Origin of the sequence: Limnohabitans sp. Rim8, assembly GCF_945869175.1 — a bacterium.
Lineage (GTDB): Bacteria > Pseudomonadota > Gammaproteobacteria > Burkholderiales > Burkholderiaceae_C > Limnohabitans_A.
In genome coordinates this window covers 15,527-32,727 of the sequence record NZ_CAMBNZ010000001.1, presented here as the reverse complement: position 1 = coordinate 32,727, position 17,201 = coordinate 15,527, and the positions used below count along the sequence as shown (strand labels likewise).

Annotated in this window: 19 protein-coding genes; 15 read left to right on the top strand and 4 right to left on the bottom strand. The window is 58.3% G+C overall.

Annotated features, from left to right (window positions below; all coding sequences use genetic code 11):
- Positions 1-70 precede the first annotated feature (70 nt).
- The 11 genes from hfq (at position 71) to Q0O19_RS00085 (ending at position 9,812) form a co-directional block, all read left to right on the top strand.
- Complete coding sequence (hfq, locus tag Q0O19_RS00135; RefSeq protein WP_019429044.1) at positions 71-316, top strand: RNA chaperone Hfq; 246 nt, start codon at positions 71-73, stop codon at positions 314-316.
- A 42-nt stretch (positions 317-358) separates the two neighbouring features.
- The gene (gene hflX / locus Q0O19_RS00130; protein WP_295518660.1) at positions 359-1,555 is read left to right on the top strand and encodes a GTPase HflX; all 1,197 of its coding nucleotides are present in this window, start codon (positions 359-361) and stop codon (positions 1,553-1,555) included.
- A 56-nt stretch (positions 1,556-1,611) separates the two neighbouring features.
- Positions 1,612-3,000 (top strand): FtsH protease activity modulator HflK, encoded by a 1,389-nt coding sequence (hflK, locus tag Q0O19_RS00125; RefSeq protein WP_295518657.1) that lies wholly within the window; start codon positions 1,612-1,614, stop codon positions 2,998-3,000.
- Between the two features lie 11 nt (positions 3,001-3,011).
- Positions 3,012-3,911: a protease modulator HflC gene (hflC, locus tag Q0O19_RS00120; RefSeq protein ID WP_295518654.1), complete on the top strand. Its 900-nt coding sequence runs from the start codon at positions 3,012-3,014 to the stop codon at positions 3,909-3,911.
- 3 nt (positions 3,912-3,914) lie between these two features.
- Positions 3,915-4,100 carry a DUF2065 domain-containing protein gene (locus Q0O19_RS00115; RefSeq protein WP_295518651.1) on the top strand — a complete coding sequence of 62 codons (186 nt, stop codon included), beginning with the start codon at positions 3,915-3,917 and terminating at the stop codon, positions 4,098-4,100.
- Positions 4,101-4,166: 66 nt separating this feature from the next.
- Positions 4,167-5,327, top strand: coding sequence for an ATP phosphoribosyltransferase regulatory subunit (locus Q0O19_RS00110; protein ID WP_295518648.1), 1,161 nt, complete (start codon positions 4,167-4,169; stop codon positions 5,325-5,327).
- A 17-nt stretch (positions 5,328-5,344) separates the two neighbouring features.
- On the top strand, positions 5,345-6,673 hold the full coding sequence (locus tag Q0O19_RS00105) for an adenylosuccinate synthase (RefSeq protein ID WP_295518646.1): 1,329 nt from the start codon (positions 5,345-5,347) through the stop codon (positions 6,671-6,673).
- A 63-nt stretch (positions 6,674-6,736) separates the two neighbouring features.
- Positions 6,737-7,261, top strand: coding sequence for a phosphoribosyltransferase (locus Q0O19_RS00100; RefSeq protein WP_295518643.1), 525 nt, complete (start codon positions 6,737-6,739; stop codon positions 7,259-7,261).
- Between the two features lie 109 nt (positions 7,262-7,370).
- Positions 7,371-8,612, top strand: coding sequence for a PLP-dependent transferase (locus Q0O19_RS00095; protein WP_295518640.1), 1,242 nt, complete (start codon positions 7,371-7,373; stop codon positions 8,610-8,612).
- Between the two features lie 182 nt (positions 8,613-8,794).
- Entirely contained in the window at positions 8,795-9,610 is an 816-nt protein-coding gene (locus tag Q0O19_RS00090) for a DUF2189 domain-containing protein (RefSeq protein ID WP_295518788.1), read from the top strand.
- A 10-nt stretch (positions 9,611-9,620) separates the two neighbouring features.
- Complete coding sequence (locus Q0O19_RS00085) at positions 9,621-9,812, top strand: hypothetical protein (RefSeq protein WP_295518637.1); 192 nt, start codon at positions 9,621-9,623, stop codon at positions 9,810-9,812.
- 5 nt (positions 9,813-9,817) lie between these two features.
- Here Q0O19_RS00085 and mnmH read toward each other — a convergent pair whose 3' ends face one another.
- The gene (mnmH, locus tag Q0O19_RS00080) at positions 9,818-10,915 is read right to left on the bottom strand and encodes a tRNA 2-selenouridine(34) synthase MnmH (RefSeq protein WP_295518635.1); all 1,098 of its coding nucleotides are present in this window, start codon (positions 10,913-10,915) and stop codon (positions 9,818-9,820) included.
- Positions 10,912-11,574 (bottom strand): arylesterase, encoded by a 663-nt coding sequence (locus Q0O19_RS00075; RefSeq protein WP_295518632.1) that lies wholly within the window; start codon positions 11,572-11,574, stop codon positions 10,912-10,914. The genes mnmH and Q0O19_RS00075 overlap by 4 nt, the downstream gene beginning before the upstream one ends.
- On the opposite strand from Q0O19_RS00075, the gene Q0O19_RS00070 reads away from it, so the two are divergent.
- Genes Q0O19_RS00070 through Q0O19_RS00060 form a run of 3 tightly spaced genes read left to right on the top strand, consistent with a single transcriptional unit; the run spans position 11,573 to position 13,424 of the window.
- Entirely contained in the window at positions 11,573-12,262 is a 690-nt protein-coding gene (locus tag Q0O19_RS00070) for an ABC transporter ATP-binding protein (protein ID WP_295518629.1), read from the top strand. The two genes, Q0O19_RS00075 and Q0O19_RS00070, sit on opposite strands and share 2 nt — an antisense overlap.
- Positions 12,263-12,322: 60 nt before the next feature.
- Positions 12,323-13,057 carry a 23S rRNA (guanosine(2251)-2'-O)-methyltransferase RlmB gene (rlmB, locus tag Q0O19_RS00065; protein ID WP_295518627.1) on the top strand — a complete coding sequence of 245 codons (735 nt, stop codon included), beginning with the start codon at positions 12,323-12,325 and terminating at the stop codon, positions 13,055-13,057.
- 16 nt (positions 13,058-13,073) lie between these two features.
- A complete protein-coding gene (locus Q0O19_RS00060; protein ID WP_295518624.1) occupies positions 13,074-13,424 on the top strand; it encodes a hypothetical protein in 351 nt (116 codons plus the stop codon).
- A gap of 15 nt (positions 13,425-13,439) precedes the next feature.
- Here the strand turns inward: Q0O19_RS00060 and Q0O19_RS00055 are convergent, their stop codons facing one another.
- Positions 13,440-14,042 (bottom strand): chromate transporter, encoded by a 603-nt coding sequence (locus Q0O19_RS00055; protein ID WP_295518622.1) that lies wholly within the window; start codon positions 14,040-14,042, stop codon positions 13,440-13,442.
- Positions 14,039-14,644 carry a chromate transporter gene (locus Q0O19_RS00050; RefSeq protein WP_295518619.1) on the bottom strand — a complete coding sequence of 202 codons (606 nt, stop codon included), beginning with the start codon at positions 14,642-14,644 and terminating at the stop codon, positions 14,039-14,041. The genes Q0O19_RS00055 and Q0O19_RS00050 overlap by 4 nt, the downstream gene beginning before the upstream one ends.
- Positions 14,645-14,794: 150 nt before the next feature.
- On the opposite strand from Q0O19_RS00050, the gene Q0O19_RS00045 reads away from it, so the two are divergent.
- Entirely contained in the window at positions 14,795-17,176 is a 2,382-nt protein-coding gene (locus Q0O19_RS00045) for a YgiQ family radical SAM protein (RefSeq protein WP_295518785.1), read from the top strand.
- Positions 17,177-17,201 lie beyond the last annotated feature (25 nt).

Below are 17,201 nucleotides of genomic sequence, written 5' to 3'. Positions count from 1 at the left end.
TTCGCCATTAGACGCTGACTTTGCCTGTGGTAAGGTCAAATATTATTCACTTCTGAACACGGAGCATATCGTGAGCAACAAAGGTCAACTTTTGCAAGACCCTTTCCTGAACGCACTGCGCAAAGAGCATGTGCCGGTTTCGATATACCTCGTCAATGGCATCAAGCTGCAAGGTCAGATCGAGTCTTTTGATCAGTATGTGGTGCTCCTGCGCAACACCGTCACACAAATGGTATACAAACACGCCATTTCGACCATTGTCCCGGGTCGCTCCGTCACCTTCAGCACACCCGAAACGGGTGAAATTACCGCTTGACGCGGTTTCTTCCAAGGCCTTGGTTGAACGCCAAGCCCGCTGGTGCTGACATTGCCTGAGACATCTTCCAACTCCCCTGCGCCGACCCTCTTGGTCGGCGTTGACTTTGGGCGTGCGCATTTCGATGCCGATCTTCAAGAGTTGGGCTTGCTGGCAGACTCGGCGGGTTTGAAGCCGGTGGCGCGTTTGACCTGCAAACGCAAAGCGCCCGATCCGGCGCTGTTTGTGGGCAGTGGCAAGGCCGATGAAATCAAGGCCTTGGCTTTGTTGCATGGTGCGGTCGAAGTCTTGTTTGACCAATCCTTGAGCCCTGCGCAACAGCGCAATTTGGAACGCCACATCGGTTTGCCGGTGAACGATCGCACTTTGTTGATTTTGGAAATTTTCGGCCAGCGTGCGCGCAGCCACGAAGGTAAATTGCAGGTGGAGTTGGCCCGCCAGCAGTACCTGAGCACCCGTTTGGTGCGCCGCTGGTCGCATTTGGAGAGGCAAAGCGGTGGCATCGGCATGCGTGGAGGTCCGGGCGAGACGCAAATTGAGTTGGACCGTCGCATGATCAATGACTCGATCAAGCGCATCAAGGAGCGCTTGGTCAAGGTCAAGCGCCAGCGCAGCACACAGCGCCGCCAGCGCGATCGCCGTGACACCTTCAATATTTCATTGGTGGGCTACACCAACGCAGGCAAATCGACCTTGTTCAATGCCTTGGTCAAGGCGCGTGCTTACGCTGCCGACCAATTGTTTGCCACGCTGGACACCACCACCCGCCAGTTGTATCTGGGTGAAGCCGGCCGTTCGGTCTCCTTGTCGGACACCGTCGGGTTCATCCGCGATTTGCCGCACGGCTTGGTGGAGGCTTTTCAGGCCACCTTGCAAGAGGCCACCGATGCCGATCTGTTGTTGCATGTAGTGGATGCGGCCAACCTCGATTGGCCAGAGCAAATGGCCGAGGTACAAAAGGTGTTGACTGAAATTGGGGCCGACAGGGTGCCCCAACTCTTGGTCTTCAACAAGCTCGATGCGCTGGACGCAGAGCGTTACCCTTTGCAGCTGCAAGACCAATACGAAATCGACGGCCAGCCCGCGCCGCGTGTATTTTTGAGCGCTCAATCGGGCAAAGGCTTGGATGTGCTGCGTTCGGCTTTGTCGGAGATCGTCATCACCGCGTTGCCCCCTGCTGTTGCACCAGACAGAGATCCCCGTGACATGACCCGGGAATATTCGGGTGATCTGCATTGAACTCCAAGCGAATTCGGCACAATGTAGGTTCGTCATTCCGACAAAGACACCTCACCATGATTTTTCACCTGCCAACCCTGCGTTGGTCTTTGCTCCCCGCCAAGATCCGAGGCATGTTCAATCTGAACGACCCCCGTTGGGGCCGGGATGACGACAAATCCACCGCCGAATCGGGCAACAAGCCTGCAGGGGATGTTCCGCCGCCGCCTGGCCCCAAGCCTGACGAATGGCAAAAGCCACCAGGTAGTGGACAGCAGCAACAGCAAAGTGGCCCCCCTGATCTGGACGAGTTGTGGCGTGATTTCAACCGCAAACTGGGGCAATTGTTTGGCGGCAAAGGTGGCTCCCAAAAACCCTCAGGATCAGGTGGATCGGGCGGGTCTGGGGGTCCGGGCATCCCCGTGTTTTTCAAAAATCTGGGTTTGGGCGTGGTTTTGGCTGCGGCACTTCTGGTTTGGTTGGGGACCGGCTTCTTCATTGTGCAAGAAGGCCAGCAAGCGGTCATCACCCAGTTCGGCAAGTACCACTCGACGGTGGGTGCGGGTTTCAACTGGCGCGTGCCTTACCCCATTCAACGCCAAGAACTGGTGTTTGTGACCCAAATCCGCTCGGTGGACATCGGCCGCGACAACATCATCAAGGCCACAGGCTTGCGTGAGTCGGCCATGTTGACCGAAGACGAGAACATTGTGGAAATCAAGTTTGCTGTTCAGTACCGTTTGAACGATGCACGGGCCTATCTGTTTGAAAGCCGCAACCCGACCGAAGCCGTGGTGCAGTCTGCAGAGACCGCTGTGCGCGAAGTCGTGGGCAAAATGAAAATGGATTCGGCTCTGGCCGAAGAGCGCGACCAAATTGCGCCTCGCGTTCGCGAAAAAATGCAAACCATTTTGGACCGCTACAAAGTGGGCATTGAGGTGGTCGGCATCAACTTGCAGCAAGGCGGCGTGCGTCCTCCTGAGCAGGTGCAGGCGGCGTTTGACGATGTGTTGAAAGCTGGCCAAGAGCGCGAGCGTGCCAAAAACGAGGCACAAGCCTATGCCAACGATGTGGTGCCACGCGCTGTGGGTGCAGCCTCGCGGTTGAAAGAAGAGGCCGACGCCTACCGCGAGCGCATCGTGGCGCAAGCCGAAGGCGATGCCCAACGCTTCAAGACCATCTTGCCCGAATACCAAAAGTCGCCGCAGGTGATGCGCGACCGCATGTACACCGACACCATGCAGCAGATTTACAGCAACGTGACCAAGGTGCTGGTGGACAGCAAGCAAGGCTCGAACCTGCTGTATTTGCCCCTCGACAAAATCATGCAGCAAGTCACCAGTGTGGCCGCGCCAGCTTTGGACGCGGCGCCTGCCTTGCCTGCCAATGGCGTCAGTGCCAACAACGGCGCTGTGGACACGCGCTCTCGTGACCTGCAGCGTTCGCGTGACCGCGATCCACGATAAGGACAAAGAAAATGAATCGCATTGGATTGTGGATTTCAACCCTGCTGGTGGCCTTTTTGGTCCTCAGCTCGACGGTATTTGTGGTGGACCAACGCCAGTTTGGCGTGGTCTATGCATTGGGTCAAATCAAGGAAGTGATCACCGAACCCGGTTTGCACTTCAAGCTGCCGCCCCCACTGCAAAACGTCAATTACATCGACAAGCGCCTTCTAACGCTGGACAGCCCCGACAACGAACCCATGCTCACGGCTGAAAAGCAGCGGGTGGTGATCGACTGGTATGTGCGTTGGCGCATTGCCGATCCCCAGGCCTACATCCGCAACGTGGGTTTGGACGAAAAATCTGGCACCAACCAGCTCAACCGCGTGGTACGCAACGCTTTTCAAGAGGAAATCAACAAACGAACCGTCAAGGAATTGTTGTCTCTCAAGCGTGAAGAGCTGATGGACGATGTCAAGGCGGCTGTTTTGCTGGTCGTCAAAGGGGCCAAGCCTTGGGGAGTGGATGTGGTCGACGTGCGCATTACCCGCGCCGATTATGTGGACACCATCACCGAATCCGTTTACCGCCGTATGGAAGCCGAGCGCAAGCGCGTGGCCAACGAACTGCGCTCGACCGGTGGTGCCGAGGGTGAAAAGATTCGCGCCGATGCCGATCGCCAACGCGAAGTGACGATCGCCAACGCTTACCGTGAAGCTCAAAAAATCAAAGGTCAGGGCGATGCCCAAGCGGCACGCTTGTACGCCGAGTCCTTTGGCCGTGACCCTCAATTTGCCCAGTTTTACCGCAGCTTGGAGGCCTACAAGTCCAGTTTCAACAGCAAGGGCGATGTGATGGTGCTGGACCCCAGCAGCTCCGAGTTCTTCAAAGGCATGCGCGGTGCTGCGGGCAATACCCCAGCTCGAAAGTAAACCTTGCTCGAGACCCTCCTGATGGCATTGGGCCTGATGCTCATCCTGGAGGGTTTGATGCCCATGGTTTCGCCCATTCGTTGGCGAAGCCTGTTCGAGCAGCTGCTCAAGCTCGAGGACGGTCAAATCCGCTTTTTCGGCATGACCATGGTCATCATCGGCTTGCTGTTGTTCTGGTTTGTTTCCTGAATCGTTTCCAGGAATCGGGTCTGCAACCCGGTAAAATCCTTCTTTTAACAGTCCCCCACTATTCCCATGTCTGCTTGGGTCCTACCGGATCACATTGCCGATGTCTTGCCCTCTGAGGCTCGCCACATCGAAGAACTCCGCCGTCAACTGTTGGATACCGCCCGTGGCTATGGCTATGAGTTGGTCATGCCACCGTTGTTGGAACATTTGGAGTCCCTGCTCACCGGCACGGGCGAGGCGCTTGATTTGCAGACATTCAAGTTGGTGGACCAGTTGTCTGGCCGCACACTGGGTTTGCGGGCCGACACCACCCCCCAAGTCGCTCGCATTGACGCCCATTTGCTCGGTCGTTCTGGACTGACAAGGCTGTGTTACTGCGGTCCTGTGTTGCACACCCGACCAGCGCGCCCGCATGCCACCCGTGAACCCCTGCAGTTGGGCGCCGAGATTTACGGTCACGCGGGTCCGGAGGCCGACCTTGAAATTTTGCAATTGGCCCTTGACTGCCTGCGCGCTGCCAGCGTGGGCAATTTGCAGGTCGATCTGGCCGATGCCCGCATCGTGAACAGCTTGCTGCAAGCCGAGCCTGTTTCTGATTCACGCCGCCACGACATCCATGACGCACTCGCGATCAAGGATGCCAGCGCCATTGACCGTTTGACCCTTGGTTTTGCCCCGGTGAACCGGGCTGGATTGTTGGCTTTGGTTCATTTGTATGGCGATGCCCGCGTGCTCGATGAAGCAGCGCAATGTTTGCCCGCGACACCGGCCATCACCGAAGCTTTGAGCCAGTTGCGTGGGTTGGCGGCACACATTCCAGGCGCGGCCATCAGTTTTGATTTGGGTGATTCGCGAGGCTACGCTTATTACAGCGGTACGCGCTTTGCCATTTATGCCCAAGGCGCATCCGACGCCCTGGCGCGCGGTGGCCGTTACGACGGAGTCGGGGCTGTGTTTGGGCACCGCATCGATCGTGACCGGCCGGCCGTGGGGTTCAGCCTCGATCTGAAAGAGCTGGTGTCCGCCGTCAAACCGCTGGCTTTGCGCGCAGCCATCCGGGCGCCATGGGGCCATGCGTCCCACTTGCGTGAGGCCATTGCCGCCTTGCGCAGCCAGGGCGAAACCGTGGTGTGTGTTTTGCCTGGGCACGAAAGTGAAATCGACGAATTCCATTGCGACCGCGAACTTGTTGAAGCGGCTGGGCATTGGGTGGTAAAGACTCTTTGAGAAAGAACATTTCAAGCATGAACATGAAGCAAGGCCGTAATGTGGTCGTCGTGGGTACCCAATGGGGCGATGAGGGCAAAGGCAAACTGGTCGATTGGTTGACCGAAAGCGCGCAAGGTGTGGTGCGTTTTCAGGGGGGGCACAATGCGGGCCACACCTTGGTGATCAACGGCGTCAAAACCGCTTTGCACCTCATTCCCAGCGGGATCATGCGCGCTGGCGTCAAGTGCTACATCGGCAACGGTGTCGTGTTGTCGGTGCCCAAATTGCTGGAAGAAATCGCCGGTCTTGAAAAAGCCGGTGTGCAGGTGCGTTCGCGCCTGCGCGTGAGCGAAGCTTGCCCGTTGATTTTGCCTTACCACGTGGCGCTCGATGTCGGTCGTGAAGCGGCCAAGGAAAAGGCCGGTACCGCCAAAATCGGCACCACGGGGCGTGGCATCGGCCCCGCTTATGAAGACAAAGTGGCGCGTCGCGCTCTGCGTGTGCAAGACCTGAAATACCCCGAGCGTTTTGCCATCAAGCTGCGCGAAAACCTGGCTTTGCACAACGAGATTTTGGTCAATATCTTGGGTGTTGCGCCGGTGGACTTTGACACCACCTACAACGAAGCCATGGCTTATGCCAAGGACTTGCTGCCCATGGTGGCCGATGTCTCGCGCGAATTGAACGATGCCCACAAGGCCGGTGCCAATTTGTTGTTTGAGGGCGCGCAAGGCACTTTGCTGGATGTGGATCACGGCACCTACCCTTTTGTGACCTCGAGCAACTGCGTGGCGGGCAATGCCGCTGCCGGTGCGGGTGTTGGACCCGGCATGCTGCACTACATCTTGGGCATCACCAAGGCTTATTGCACCCGTGTGGGTGGTGGCCCTTTCCCGACCGAACTGGACTGGGAAACCCCCGGTACACCCGGTTACCACATGTCCACCGTCGGCGCCGAAAAAGGCGTGACCACGGGGCGCTCCCGCCGCTGTGGCTGGTTTGATGCGGCTTTGCTCAAGCGCAGTGCGCAGGTCAACGGTTTGAGCGGCCTTTGCATCACCAAGCTCGATGTGCTCGACGGTTTGAAAGAATTGCTGCTGTGCACCGGCTACGAACTGGATGGCGAAACGATCGACATCTTGCCCATGGGCGCAGACGAGATCGCCCGCTGCAAACCCATCTACGAAGTCATCCCTGGCTGGTCAGAAAACACCGTGGGCGTGACCGAGATGGACAAACTGCCCGCCACGGCCCGCTATTATTTGGACCGCATTGCCCAAGTGACCGGCGTGCCAGTGCATGTGGTGTCCACCAGCCCGGACCGTGACCACACGATCTTGCTGCAAAACCCGTTTGCGGCCTGACTGCCTGACTGCCTGACCCCAAAAACGCATCGATCTCAACCCCTATTTGAATGGAGTGACCCCATGTTGACCGAAGACGGCAAGCACCTGTACGTGAGCTACGACGAGTACCACAACCTGATCGAAAAACTCGCCATCAAAATTCACCAGTCCGGATGGGAGTTTGACAACATTCTGTGTCTGGCTCGTGGTGGCATGCGCCCAGGTGACATTTTGTCGCGCATTTTTGACAAACCGCTGGCCATCATGTCCACCAGTTCATACCGCGCTGAAGCCGGCACAGTACAAGGTCATTTGGACATCGCCCGCTACATCACCACCCCCAAAGGCGAGATCGCTGGCCGCGTCTTGTTGGTGGATGATTTGGCCGATACCGGTCATACCTTGCGTGCCGTGGTGGACCAATTGAAAAACAACTACAAGCCTGTCACGGAGTTGCGTACGGCGGTGATCTGGACCAAAGGCGTGTCGAGCTTCAAGCCCGATTACTCGGTGGAAGATTTGCCCACCAACCCCTGGATTCACCAGCCCTTTGAGCCGTATGACAACATGCGACCCGAAAAATTGCTGGAAAAGTGGAGCGTCTGAGCCTGGACGCGCTGGCCCTGAATTGGTTTTTCTGATGCCCAACAGCCTCCCTTGTGGAGGCTGTTTGCATTACGATGTAGGTATAAAAGACCGAACAGAAGCTGACACGATGCCGCACCACACCACAGGCTTGATCCACCACCCCTACAGACCACCGGGAGATTTTCAAGCCCCACAACCGGGCGTTTTCAAAGCCTCGACGGTGTACTTTCCCACCGTGGCCGACATGCGCCGGCGTGAATGGAAGGACAAATCTGCTTACACCTATGGCTTGCACGGCACACCCACGACGTACTTGCTGGAAGAGCGCTTGTGCAGTCTGGAGGGGGGCTTGCAGTGCCTGTTGGTGCCCAGTGGTTTGGCTGCTTTGGCTTTGGTGGCTTTGGCGGTCCTGAAGACCGGCGACGAGGTGCTGATTCCGGACAACGCTTACGGTCCCAACAAAGCTCTAGCCGAAGGTGAGTTGCGCCATTTTGGCATCACTCACCGGTATTACGACCCCATGAGCCCTGACGATTTGTCCAGCCAAATCACCGAACGAACCCGCATGGTCTGGCTGGAAGCGCCCGGGTCGGTGAGCATGGAGTTTCCCGATTTGCGTGAAATGGTGCGTCGCTGCCGCGACCGAGGCGTCTTGTGCGCCCTGGACAACACCTGGGGTGCAGGTTTGGCTTTCAAACCCTTCGATTTGTTGGGCGATCAAGGGGCCTCAAACGACAGCGAGCAAGCCCCTCTGGGTGTCGACATCAGTGCCCATGCACTCACGAAATACCCCAGCGGCGGTGGCGATGTGTTGATGGGCAGTGTGATCACCCGCGATGCCGCATTGCACCTGAAAATCAAGCTGTGCCACATGCGCTTGGGGCTGGGTGTGGCCGCCAACGACGCCGAGACGGTTCTGCGCTCATTGCCCAGCATGGACTTGCGCTACAAAGCGCACGACCAGACGGCCCGTGAATTGGCGGCTTGGTGGCAAGCACAACCCCAATGCGCACAACTGTTGCATCCGGCTTTTGAGGGGGCTCCAGGGCACGCCCATTGGCAGGCCTTGTGTGAGCGCGAGCCAGGCCAAGGTTTGGCCGCAGGCTTGTTCAGCGTCATGATCGACGCGCGCTACAACCAAGCCCAGGTCGACGCGTTTTGCGATGGGCTGAAACTCTTCAAGATTGGTTACAGCTGGGGCGGGCCTGTGAGCTTGGTGGTGCCCTACAACATTGCCTCGATGCGGCAGGCCTGGCCTGGCCATTTGAAGCCGGGAACGCTGGTGCGTTTTTCGACCGGTCTGGAGTCGGCGCGGGACTTGATTCTTGACTTGCATCAAGCCATGCAAGCGCATTTGCCCATGGCCTGATTCCGCAGCTGACAGAGAGTGGGCACTTTGGTGCCTCAAAACACGCGCCCGTGGGGCTTCCATGACTGGTCAAAGCGTACCGGTGAGGGTAATCTGGATTCCTTTGTATTTTCAGATTGATTTTTCACATGAACGCCGATGCCAAGTCTCTTGAAGCCGTCCATGCGCCAGACCTGCCCATCATGGCGGAGCCCTATGTGCCCCCGCCGCCCTTCGGGCCGCGCTCGCACATGCGCCCTTTGAGTTTTTCAGATCCTTTTCGCTGGCTGGCTCGGGGTCTCAAGGACATGCGCCAGTACCCGGGTATTGCCCTGTTTTATGGTGTGTGTTTTTGGGGCATGGCGCAGGTGCTGGCCTTGGTGTTCAAACACAAGCCCGAGTACACCTTGTCCTTGATCTCGGGCTGCTTGCTGGTGGGGCCATTTTTGGCCATGGGCTTGTACGAGGTCAGCCGCAAACGCGAGCTGGGCGAAGTGCCCGAGATGTCCAGTTCCTTGATGTGCTGGGACCAACACATCAAGAGCATGGCCATGTTGGTGCTGGTGCTGATGGTGCTGGAGCTGCTGTGGGGCAGGGCGTCGCTGGTGGTGTTTGCGGTGTTCTTCAACACCGGCATGCCGTCGACGACGGGCGTGATCGAGGCGGTGTTCAATCCGCAGAACATCGAATTTTTGATGGTCTATCTGGCGGTGGGCGGCGTGTTTGCGGCCCTGGTTTATGGCTTGTCGGTGGTGTCGATCCCCATGATCTTGGACCGCGACACCGATGCCATTTCGGCCGCGATCACCAGCATGCGGGTGGTTTTTTCGCACCCGGGCGTGATGCTCTTGTGGGGCTTGCTGCTGAGTGTGCTGGTGCTGGCAGCCCTGTGGCCTTGGGCGCTGGGCATCATCGTGGTAGGGCCTTGGCTTGGACATGCCAGCTGGCACGCCTACCGGGGCAGTGTCGAGTGGGCAGAAATCGACGAAGAAGCTGTTACATTGGGCAGCTCAAATTAAAGGAGCCATCTTGGCCACACCCAACTACGGATTCGAAAAGCGCCAGAAAGAACTGGCCAAAAAACGCAAAAAAGAAGACAAGCTCAAAGCCAAGTCCGATCGCAAATCTGGACTGCTGCCTGAAGACGGGTCCGAGGGCGAAGAGGGCGAGGCTGACAATGCCACCCCCGGTGTGACAGAAACACCCACGCCCGCTGCTTGAGAAAGCTATGGCCCTGAGTTGGGGCCACCCCCATGATTTGGCGTTGATCCTGACAACACCAGTTCTTTCGCCAGTGTCAGCATGTCGCGCATGCTGTGACTGGCTGGTGCGATCAAGGGGGCTTTGGCGTAATGCACAAAATTGCTTCCCGTCGAGGTCTCGTAGCCTGGGTCGTAATGGCCTGACAGCAGTTCAGTGACGACCTCGCGCATTTCTCCCCGCTCGATCCGTTCTTGCCAGCCCTGCACGATGGCTTTGCCTCGCAGGGACGTGAGCCGCTCCAGGCGGTCAGCAAACAAGGCACGGTCCTGGGTAAAAAACGCATAGTCTTCCATCAGCAAATCTACCCGATTGTCCAGTGACAAGTCCACCCGAAGGCAAGGGCTGGAGCGCATGGCCACCATCAATTCGGCGGGCACGGTCAAGTTGCCGACTTTCTTGCTTTCGGCTTCCACAAAGACGGGTTGATCTGCATGGAAACCCCGCAGCGCGTCCCAAACCTGTGTGTCAAAAGCCTTTTGGGTCGGTTGCGGCGTGCCGGGAATGAGGCCCAACACCGAGCTGCGGTGACACGCAATGGCTTCCAGGTCCAGCACTTGGGCGCCCGCTTGTGACAATGCTTGCAACAAACGCGTCTTGCCCGAGCCCGTGGGGCCACACAGCACCCGAAACTGCAAGCGCTGCGCCTGTCGGGGCGTGTCTTCCATCACTTCTTTGCGGAACGCTTTGTACCCGCCTTCGATCAGGTGCACCTTGAAGCCAATTTGACCCAAGATCAGCGCCAGCGAGTTGCTGCGTTTGCCCCCGCGCCAGCAATACACCAGCGGCTGCCAGTTTTTGGGCTTGTCCATCACATGGGTTTCAATGTGTCGGGCAATGTTTTTGGCCACCAGCGCGGCCCCGACTTTTTGCGCTTCAAACGGGTTGACTTGCTTGTACAGCGTGCCCACGCGGATGCGCTCGTCGTTGTTGAGCGATGGCCAGCTCAGTGCCTTTGGCAGGTGGTCTTCGGCATGTTCGCCTTCAGAGCGCGCGTCCAGGATGGTGTCAAATTGGTTCAGTCTGGCCATGGCCTCGGCAGCCGAAATCAGGTGAACGCTCATGGGAGTTGTTTCTTCAAAACGGGCCAGACGTTGGCCAGAAGGCGTGGCTGCGCGGCTTCATTGGGGTGAATGCGGTCGGGTTGGAACCATTTGAGCGGCTCCGAGTCATCGCCCACGCCTTTCAAAAAGAAAGGGACCAGTGCCGCTTTTTGGCTTTGAGCCACTTGGACATAAGCCGCTTCAAACTGGCGTGCCATGTCCGGGCCGTAATTGGGGGGCATTTGCATGCCCAGCAGCAGTACCTTGGCGCCAGCCGCTTGAGACTGCTGGGTCATGGCCAGCAAATTGCCTTGCGTCAAGGCCATGGGCAAGCCGCGCAGGGCATCGTTGCCACCCAACTCGATGACCACATGGCTGGGCTGGTGTTTTTTGAGCAAAGCGGGCAGGCGAGATCGCCCGCCCGAGGTGGTGTCGCCGCTTATGCTGGCGTTGACGACTTCCACGCCGGGTTTTTCTTGTGCCAATTGTTTTTGCAGCAAAGCTACCCAGCCTGTGCCACGCGCCAGCCCATACTCGGCGCTCAAAGAGTCGCCTACAACCAAAATGCGCTGATTGGACACAGATACAGTTGAAGCTGGAACAGGCGCAGCAAAGCCCCAGCAGACCAGGGCCAGCAAGGTCCAGTTAAAGTGGCGTCGTCTCAACAAAGGTGTGTGCATGCCTGAATCCATCATTGCCGTGCGTGGCGTCTCCAAAAGTGTGCAGGATGCCAGCGGTCAACTGGACATTTTGCGCGATATCGATTTCTCCTTGAGCGCAGGTGAAACAGCCGCCATTGTCGGTGCTTCCGGTTCGGGCAAAAGCACTTTGTTGGCCATTTTGGCGGGGCTGGACACGCCCAGTGCCGGACAGGTGATGCTGGCGGGACGATCGCTGTTTGATTTGTCCGAAGACGAACGTGCGGCGCTGCGTGCCCAGCATGTGGGTTTTGTGTTTCAGAGCTTTCAGCTCATGCCCAACCTCACGGCACTCGAAAACGTGATGTTGCCGCTGGAGTTGGCCGATCAGCCGGATGCCCGCAGCCAGGCGACGGCCATGCTGCAACGCGTGGGGTTGGGTGAACGCCTCAAACACCTGCCCAAAGTGCTGTCGGGCGGTGAGCAGCAGCGTGTGGCTTTGGCCCGGGCGTTTGTGGTCAAGCCCGATCTGTTGCTGGCCGACGAACCCACGGGCAGCCTGGACCACGCCACAGGCGAGGCCATCATGGACTTGATGTTCGCGCTCAACCGTGAGCAGGGCACCACCTTGGTCTTGGTCACGCACGACAGGCAACTGGCTGCCCGATGCGCGCGCAGCCTGACGATTCAGGCCGGACGTTTGACAGAAACAACGGCTTTGCAGTCCTGAAGTCGAGCCCGCAACTCGCCGCAAACCGCAGGCCACTGACCGAGCAACGATAATCCCAGCATGTCATCCCACAAAGTGCTCTTCGGCTTCCATGCCGTGGGCGTTCGCCTCAAGATCGCCCCTCAGTCTGTTGTTGAAATCCATTACGAGGTCACCCGCCGCGATGCCCGCATGCGGCAGTTCATTGACAAAGCCCGTGATTCGGGCATGCGCCTGATCGAATCCGATGGCGAGCGCCTGGCCAAGCTGGCCGGTGGTCACGGTCACCAGGGGGTGGTGGCCATGGTGGCACCCATGCCTCAAAACCATTCGTTGGACGACTTGCTCGATACGGTTGAAGGCCCTCCCTTGCTGTTGGTGCTGGACGGCGTGACCGACCCGCACAACTTGGGCGCTTGCCTGCGTGTGGCCGATGGTGCAGGCGCACACGCCGTGATCGCGCCCAAGGACCATGCGGCCGGCATCAACGCCACGGTGGCCAAAGTGGCCAGCGGCGCGGCTGAAACCATGCCTTATTTCATGGTCACTAATTTGGCGCGGACTTTGGGTGAACTTAAAGAGCGCAGCATCTGGATTGTGGGCACCAGCGACGATGCCCCCCGCACGGTTTACCAGGCCGACCTGAAAGTTCCCACGGCCTTGGTGCTGGGCGCAGAAGGCGCTGGCATGCGCCAACTGACCCGTAAAAACTGCGATGAGTTGGTGAGCATCCCCATGCGTGGCGCAGTTGAAAGTCTGAATGTGTCGGTGGCCAGTGGCGTCTGTTTGTACGAAGCCTTGCGCCAACGCAGCTGAACCCCCAGGAGCTCCCATGAAAAACTTACTCATCCGTTTGACGCTCGTATCCTCCCTGATGGGCTTGATGCTCCTTGGCGCTTGTACCCAGGAGCAACAAAACAAAATCAGCCGCGACATTCAGAACTGGACTGGCACTGACGGTGTGATGGAGGTCTATGCGGGTGACAAGGTTGTGCGGCGCTTTTTGAAGGTCGACAAAATCAGCACCGCTTTGGGCACTGAAGATGGCAAACCCCGTGCTTACCGGTATGGCTACGGTGTATTCGACGAAAACCTGAACATGCAGGCGGACCCCGGCGAAAAAAAGGTCTACTTTGAGGTCAGCGATTTCTCGAACACGGTGTTTTTCGAGAACCCACGCTGACCATCACGGCTCAGCCTAGACCCAACCCCAGGCACCCAAGACGGCGCCAGCGCCAATGAGCCAGAGCAAGTGGATTCGGGTGCGCCAGACCAAAATCACCGAGGCCAAGGTCAGCAACCAAAGCGGCCAATCCCTCTCGGCTTGGTTGTGGCTGGCGGTCAGCAGCCAAGCCGTGGAGATCAGCAAGGCAATCACCAAGGGGGCCATGCCCAATTTGAAGGCTTTGATGGCGCGGTTGTCGCGGTGTTGGTGCGCCCATCGTGTGGTGGTGTAGGTCAATACCGAGGAGGGCAGCATGATGCCCAGCAGGCTCAACACCAGACCCAGTGTCGACAAGCCCACGGAGACCCAACCACCGCCCAAGCCTGCGCCCGCATTCAAACCCACGTTCCAACCCATCAAGCCCACAAACAAGACATTGGGCCCCGGTGCAGATTGCGCGAGCGCTATGGACGAGCTGAACTGCTGCTCTGTGAGCCACTGGTTTTCATCGACCAAAAAACGGTGCATGTCTGGCGCGGTGATCACCGCACCACCCACGGCGAGCAATGACAGCGACAAAAAATGCTGGAAAAAAGCCAGCCAATCGGAAAAGCTCAGTTGCAAAGACAAAGTCATGACTTGTCTCCTGCGGCCAACTGCGCGGCCTCGAGGCGAAACAACTGAAGGTAAGCCCAGCTGCAAGCCAAACTGCCAATGCCCAGCAGCACCCACATCAGCGGCCAGCGCAGCAAGCTGACACTGATGAAGGCGCTCACCATGACGCCGGCGCATGCCGTCCAACCCATGGGGTTGAGTTTCAAGGCCGAGATGAGTTTGATGCCTGTGGCTGCAAACATGCCAGCCGCCACAGCCCCCATGCCGCGCAAAGCCCCTTGGGCCCAGGCCTGATCTGAAACGCCATTGAAAAAAACCGCGATCACAATCAACACGGCTGTCGGCGCTGCCAACAAGCCTGCCAGCGCGGCCAAAGCCCCCATCAGGCCAAAATAACGCCCACCGATCATCAGGCAAAAATTGATCACATTGGGGCCGGGCAAAATTTGCGCGACCGCCCAATCTTCCAGAAATTGGCTCGGGGTCATCCATCTTTTGTGCTCGACCACTTCGCGTTGCACCACGGTCAACACACCGCCGAAACCTTGTAAAGCCAACAAGGTGAACGACACAAACAAGTCGGTTTTGGAGCTCGGGCGATTCAGTGGCAGGTCTACAGTCATGCGACCATTATCTCTTTGCGATTGCACAAATGGTTGCCAAGCAAGCGCGCAAGGGCATGTTCTGGATGCATTCGGTTTGGGCAATAACCGCTGTTTCTCGTGGCTCACCCCCAAACGCCTACACTAACGGGTTATCCCGAGTTGCTGTCCATGAACGCCTTTGTAGACGTCTCTTTCTTTCCGCGTGAAGCCAAACCCCTGACCAGTTACCGCAAGTTCTGGGCGCAGCGCTTTGGTACGGCCCCGTTTTTGCCGATGAGCCGAGAGGAAATGACCCAGCTGGGCTGGGACAGTTGCGACATTGTGTTGGTCACGGGTGATGCTTATGTGGACCATCCCAGTTTTGGCATGGCCGTGATTGGCCGCATGTTGGAAAACCAGGGTTTTCGGGTGGGCATCATTGCTCAGCCCGACTGGACCAGTGCTGAGGCCTTCAAGGCTCTGGGAAAACCCAACCTGTTTTGGGGCGTGACCAGCGGCAACATGGACTCCATGATCAACCGCTACACGGCGGACCGCAAAATCCGCACCGATGACGCCTACACCCCAGGCGATGTGGGGGGCAAACGACCTGACCGCGCGGCCATCGTTTACAGCCAGCGCTGCCGCGAGTCTTTTCCTGAAGTGCCCATTGTGCTGGGCGGCATCGAAGGCAGCTTGCGCCGCATCGCGCATTACGACTACTGGTCTGACAAAGTGCGCCGCTCGGTGGTGGTTGACAGCAAGTGCGACTTGTTGCTGTATGGCAATGCTGAGCGCGCGATTGTCGAGATCGCCCACCGCCTGGCGGCGCGCGAACCTGTGCAACAAATCACCGATGTGCGCGGCACCGCCTTTGTGCGCCGTGAAACCCCCGAAGGCTGGTATGAGATCGATTCCACCAGCGTGGACACGCCCGGCCATGTGGAAGCGCACATCAACCCCTATTTGATGATTTCGGACCAGGCGCGGGAGCAGGGCGCCACCTGTGCCCGAGAGGAAGAAGCCAAGGGCGTCGCCGAAGGCCACAACGCGAAAAGCGCCCGAAACCTTGAAGCCGATTTGTCTGCTGCTGTGGCCCAAGCCCGCCAAGTGCAAATCGACATTCAGCCGCTGACTTTTGTGCCCAACCCCGCCTTGAGGGGCAAGGGCACCCACAAAGTACCGCCGCGCGACAAGAGCGTGATCCGACTGCCCAGCTACGAGCAAGTCAAACAAGACGCCGTGCTGTATGCCCACGCCAACCGCGTCCTTCACCTGGAAACCAACCCCGGCAACGCACGCTGCCTGGTCCAAGCGCACGGAGAGGGCACCACCGCCCGCGATGTGTGGATCACGCCTCCGCCCATTCCGCTGACCACCGCCGAGATGGATTTGGTGTTCGATCTGCCCTATGCCCGCAGCCCGCACCCGCGCTACGCCGACGAGAACGGCAGCCACGACCACGCGACCAAAATTCCGGCCTGGGAGATGATCCGTTTCTCGGTCAACATCATGCGAGGCTGCTTTGGCGGTTGCACTTTCTGCTCGATCACCGAACACGAAGGCCGCATCATCCAAAGCCGCTCTGAAGATTCTGTCATCCGCGAGGTCGAGGAGATCCGCGACAAGGTCAAAGGCTTCACCGGCGTCATCTCCGATTTGGGCGGCCCTACGGCCAACATGTACCGCCTGGGTTGCCGCAGTCCCGAGATCGAATCGGCCTGCCGCAAACCCAGCTGCGTGTTTCCCGGCATCTGCCAGAACCTGACCACCGACCACGGACCGTTGATCAACATGTACCGTCGGGCGCGCAACCTCAAGGGCATCAAGAAGATCCTCATTGGCTCCGGCTTGCGTTACGACTTGGCTGTGCAGTCGCCTGAGTATGTGAAAGAGTTGGTGCAGCACCATGTGGGCGGCTACCTCAAAATCGCGCCCGAACACACCGAGGGCGGCCCGCTGTCCAAGATGATGAAACCGGGCATCGGCACCTACGACCGCTTCAAGTCGATGTTCGACAAGTACAGCGAAGAGGTGGGTAAAAAACAGTTCCTGATCCCGTACTTCATCGCCGCGCACCCGGGCACCAGTGACGAAGACATGATGAACCTGGCGGTCTGGCTCAAAAAGAATGGTTTTCGGGCCGACCAGGTGCAAACCTTTTACCCCAGCCCCATGGCCACGGCCACGGCCATGTACCACTCCACGCGCAACCCGTTGCGCAAAATCACCCGCGACAGCGAAAAAGTGGATGTGGTCAAAGGTGACAAGCGTCGCCGCCTGCACAAGGCGTTTTTGCGTTACCACGACGCCAACAACTGGCCCTTGCTGCGCGAAGCGCTCAAAACCATGGGCCGGGCCGATCTCATTGGTAACGGCAAACACCACCTGATCCCCAATTGGCAACCGTTGGTCGAAGAGGGCTACCAAAGCGCCCGGCGCAAAAACAGCACGGGTGCGGGTGCCAAATCCTCGGTCTCGCTGTCCACCGCTCCCAAGCGCTTGGGCCAGCCCAAGAAAGGTGGCTTGCTGACGCAGCACACCGGTCTGCCGCCGCGCAAAAAGGCTTGATTCAGCAGAACATCCTGGTCGGACG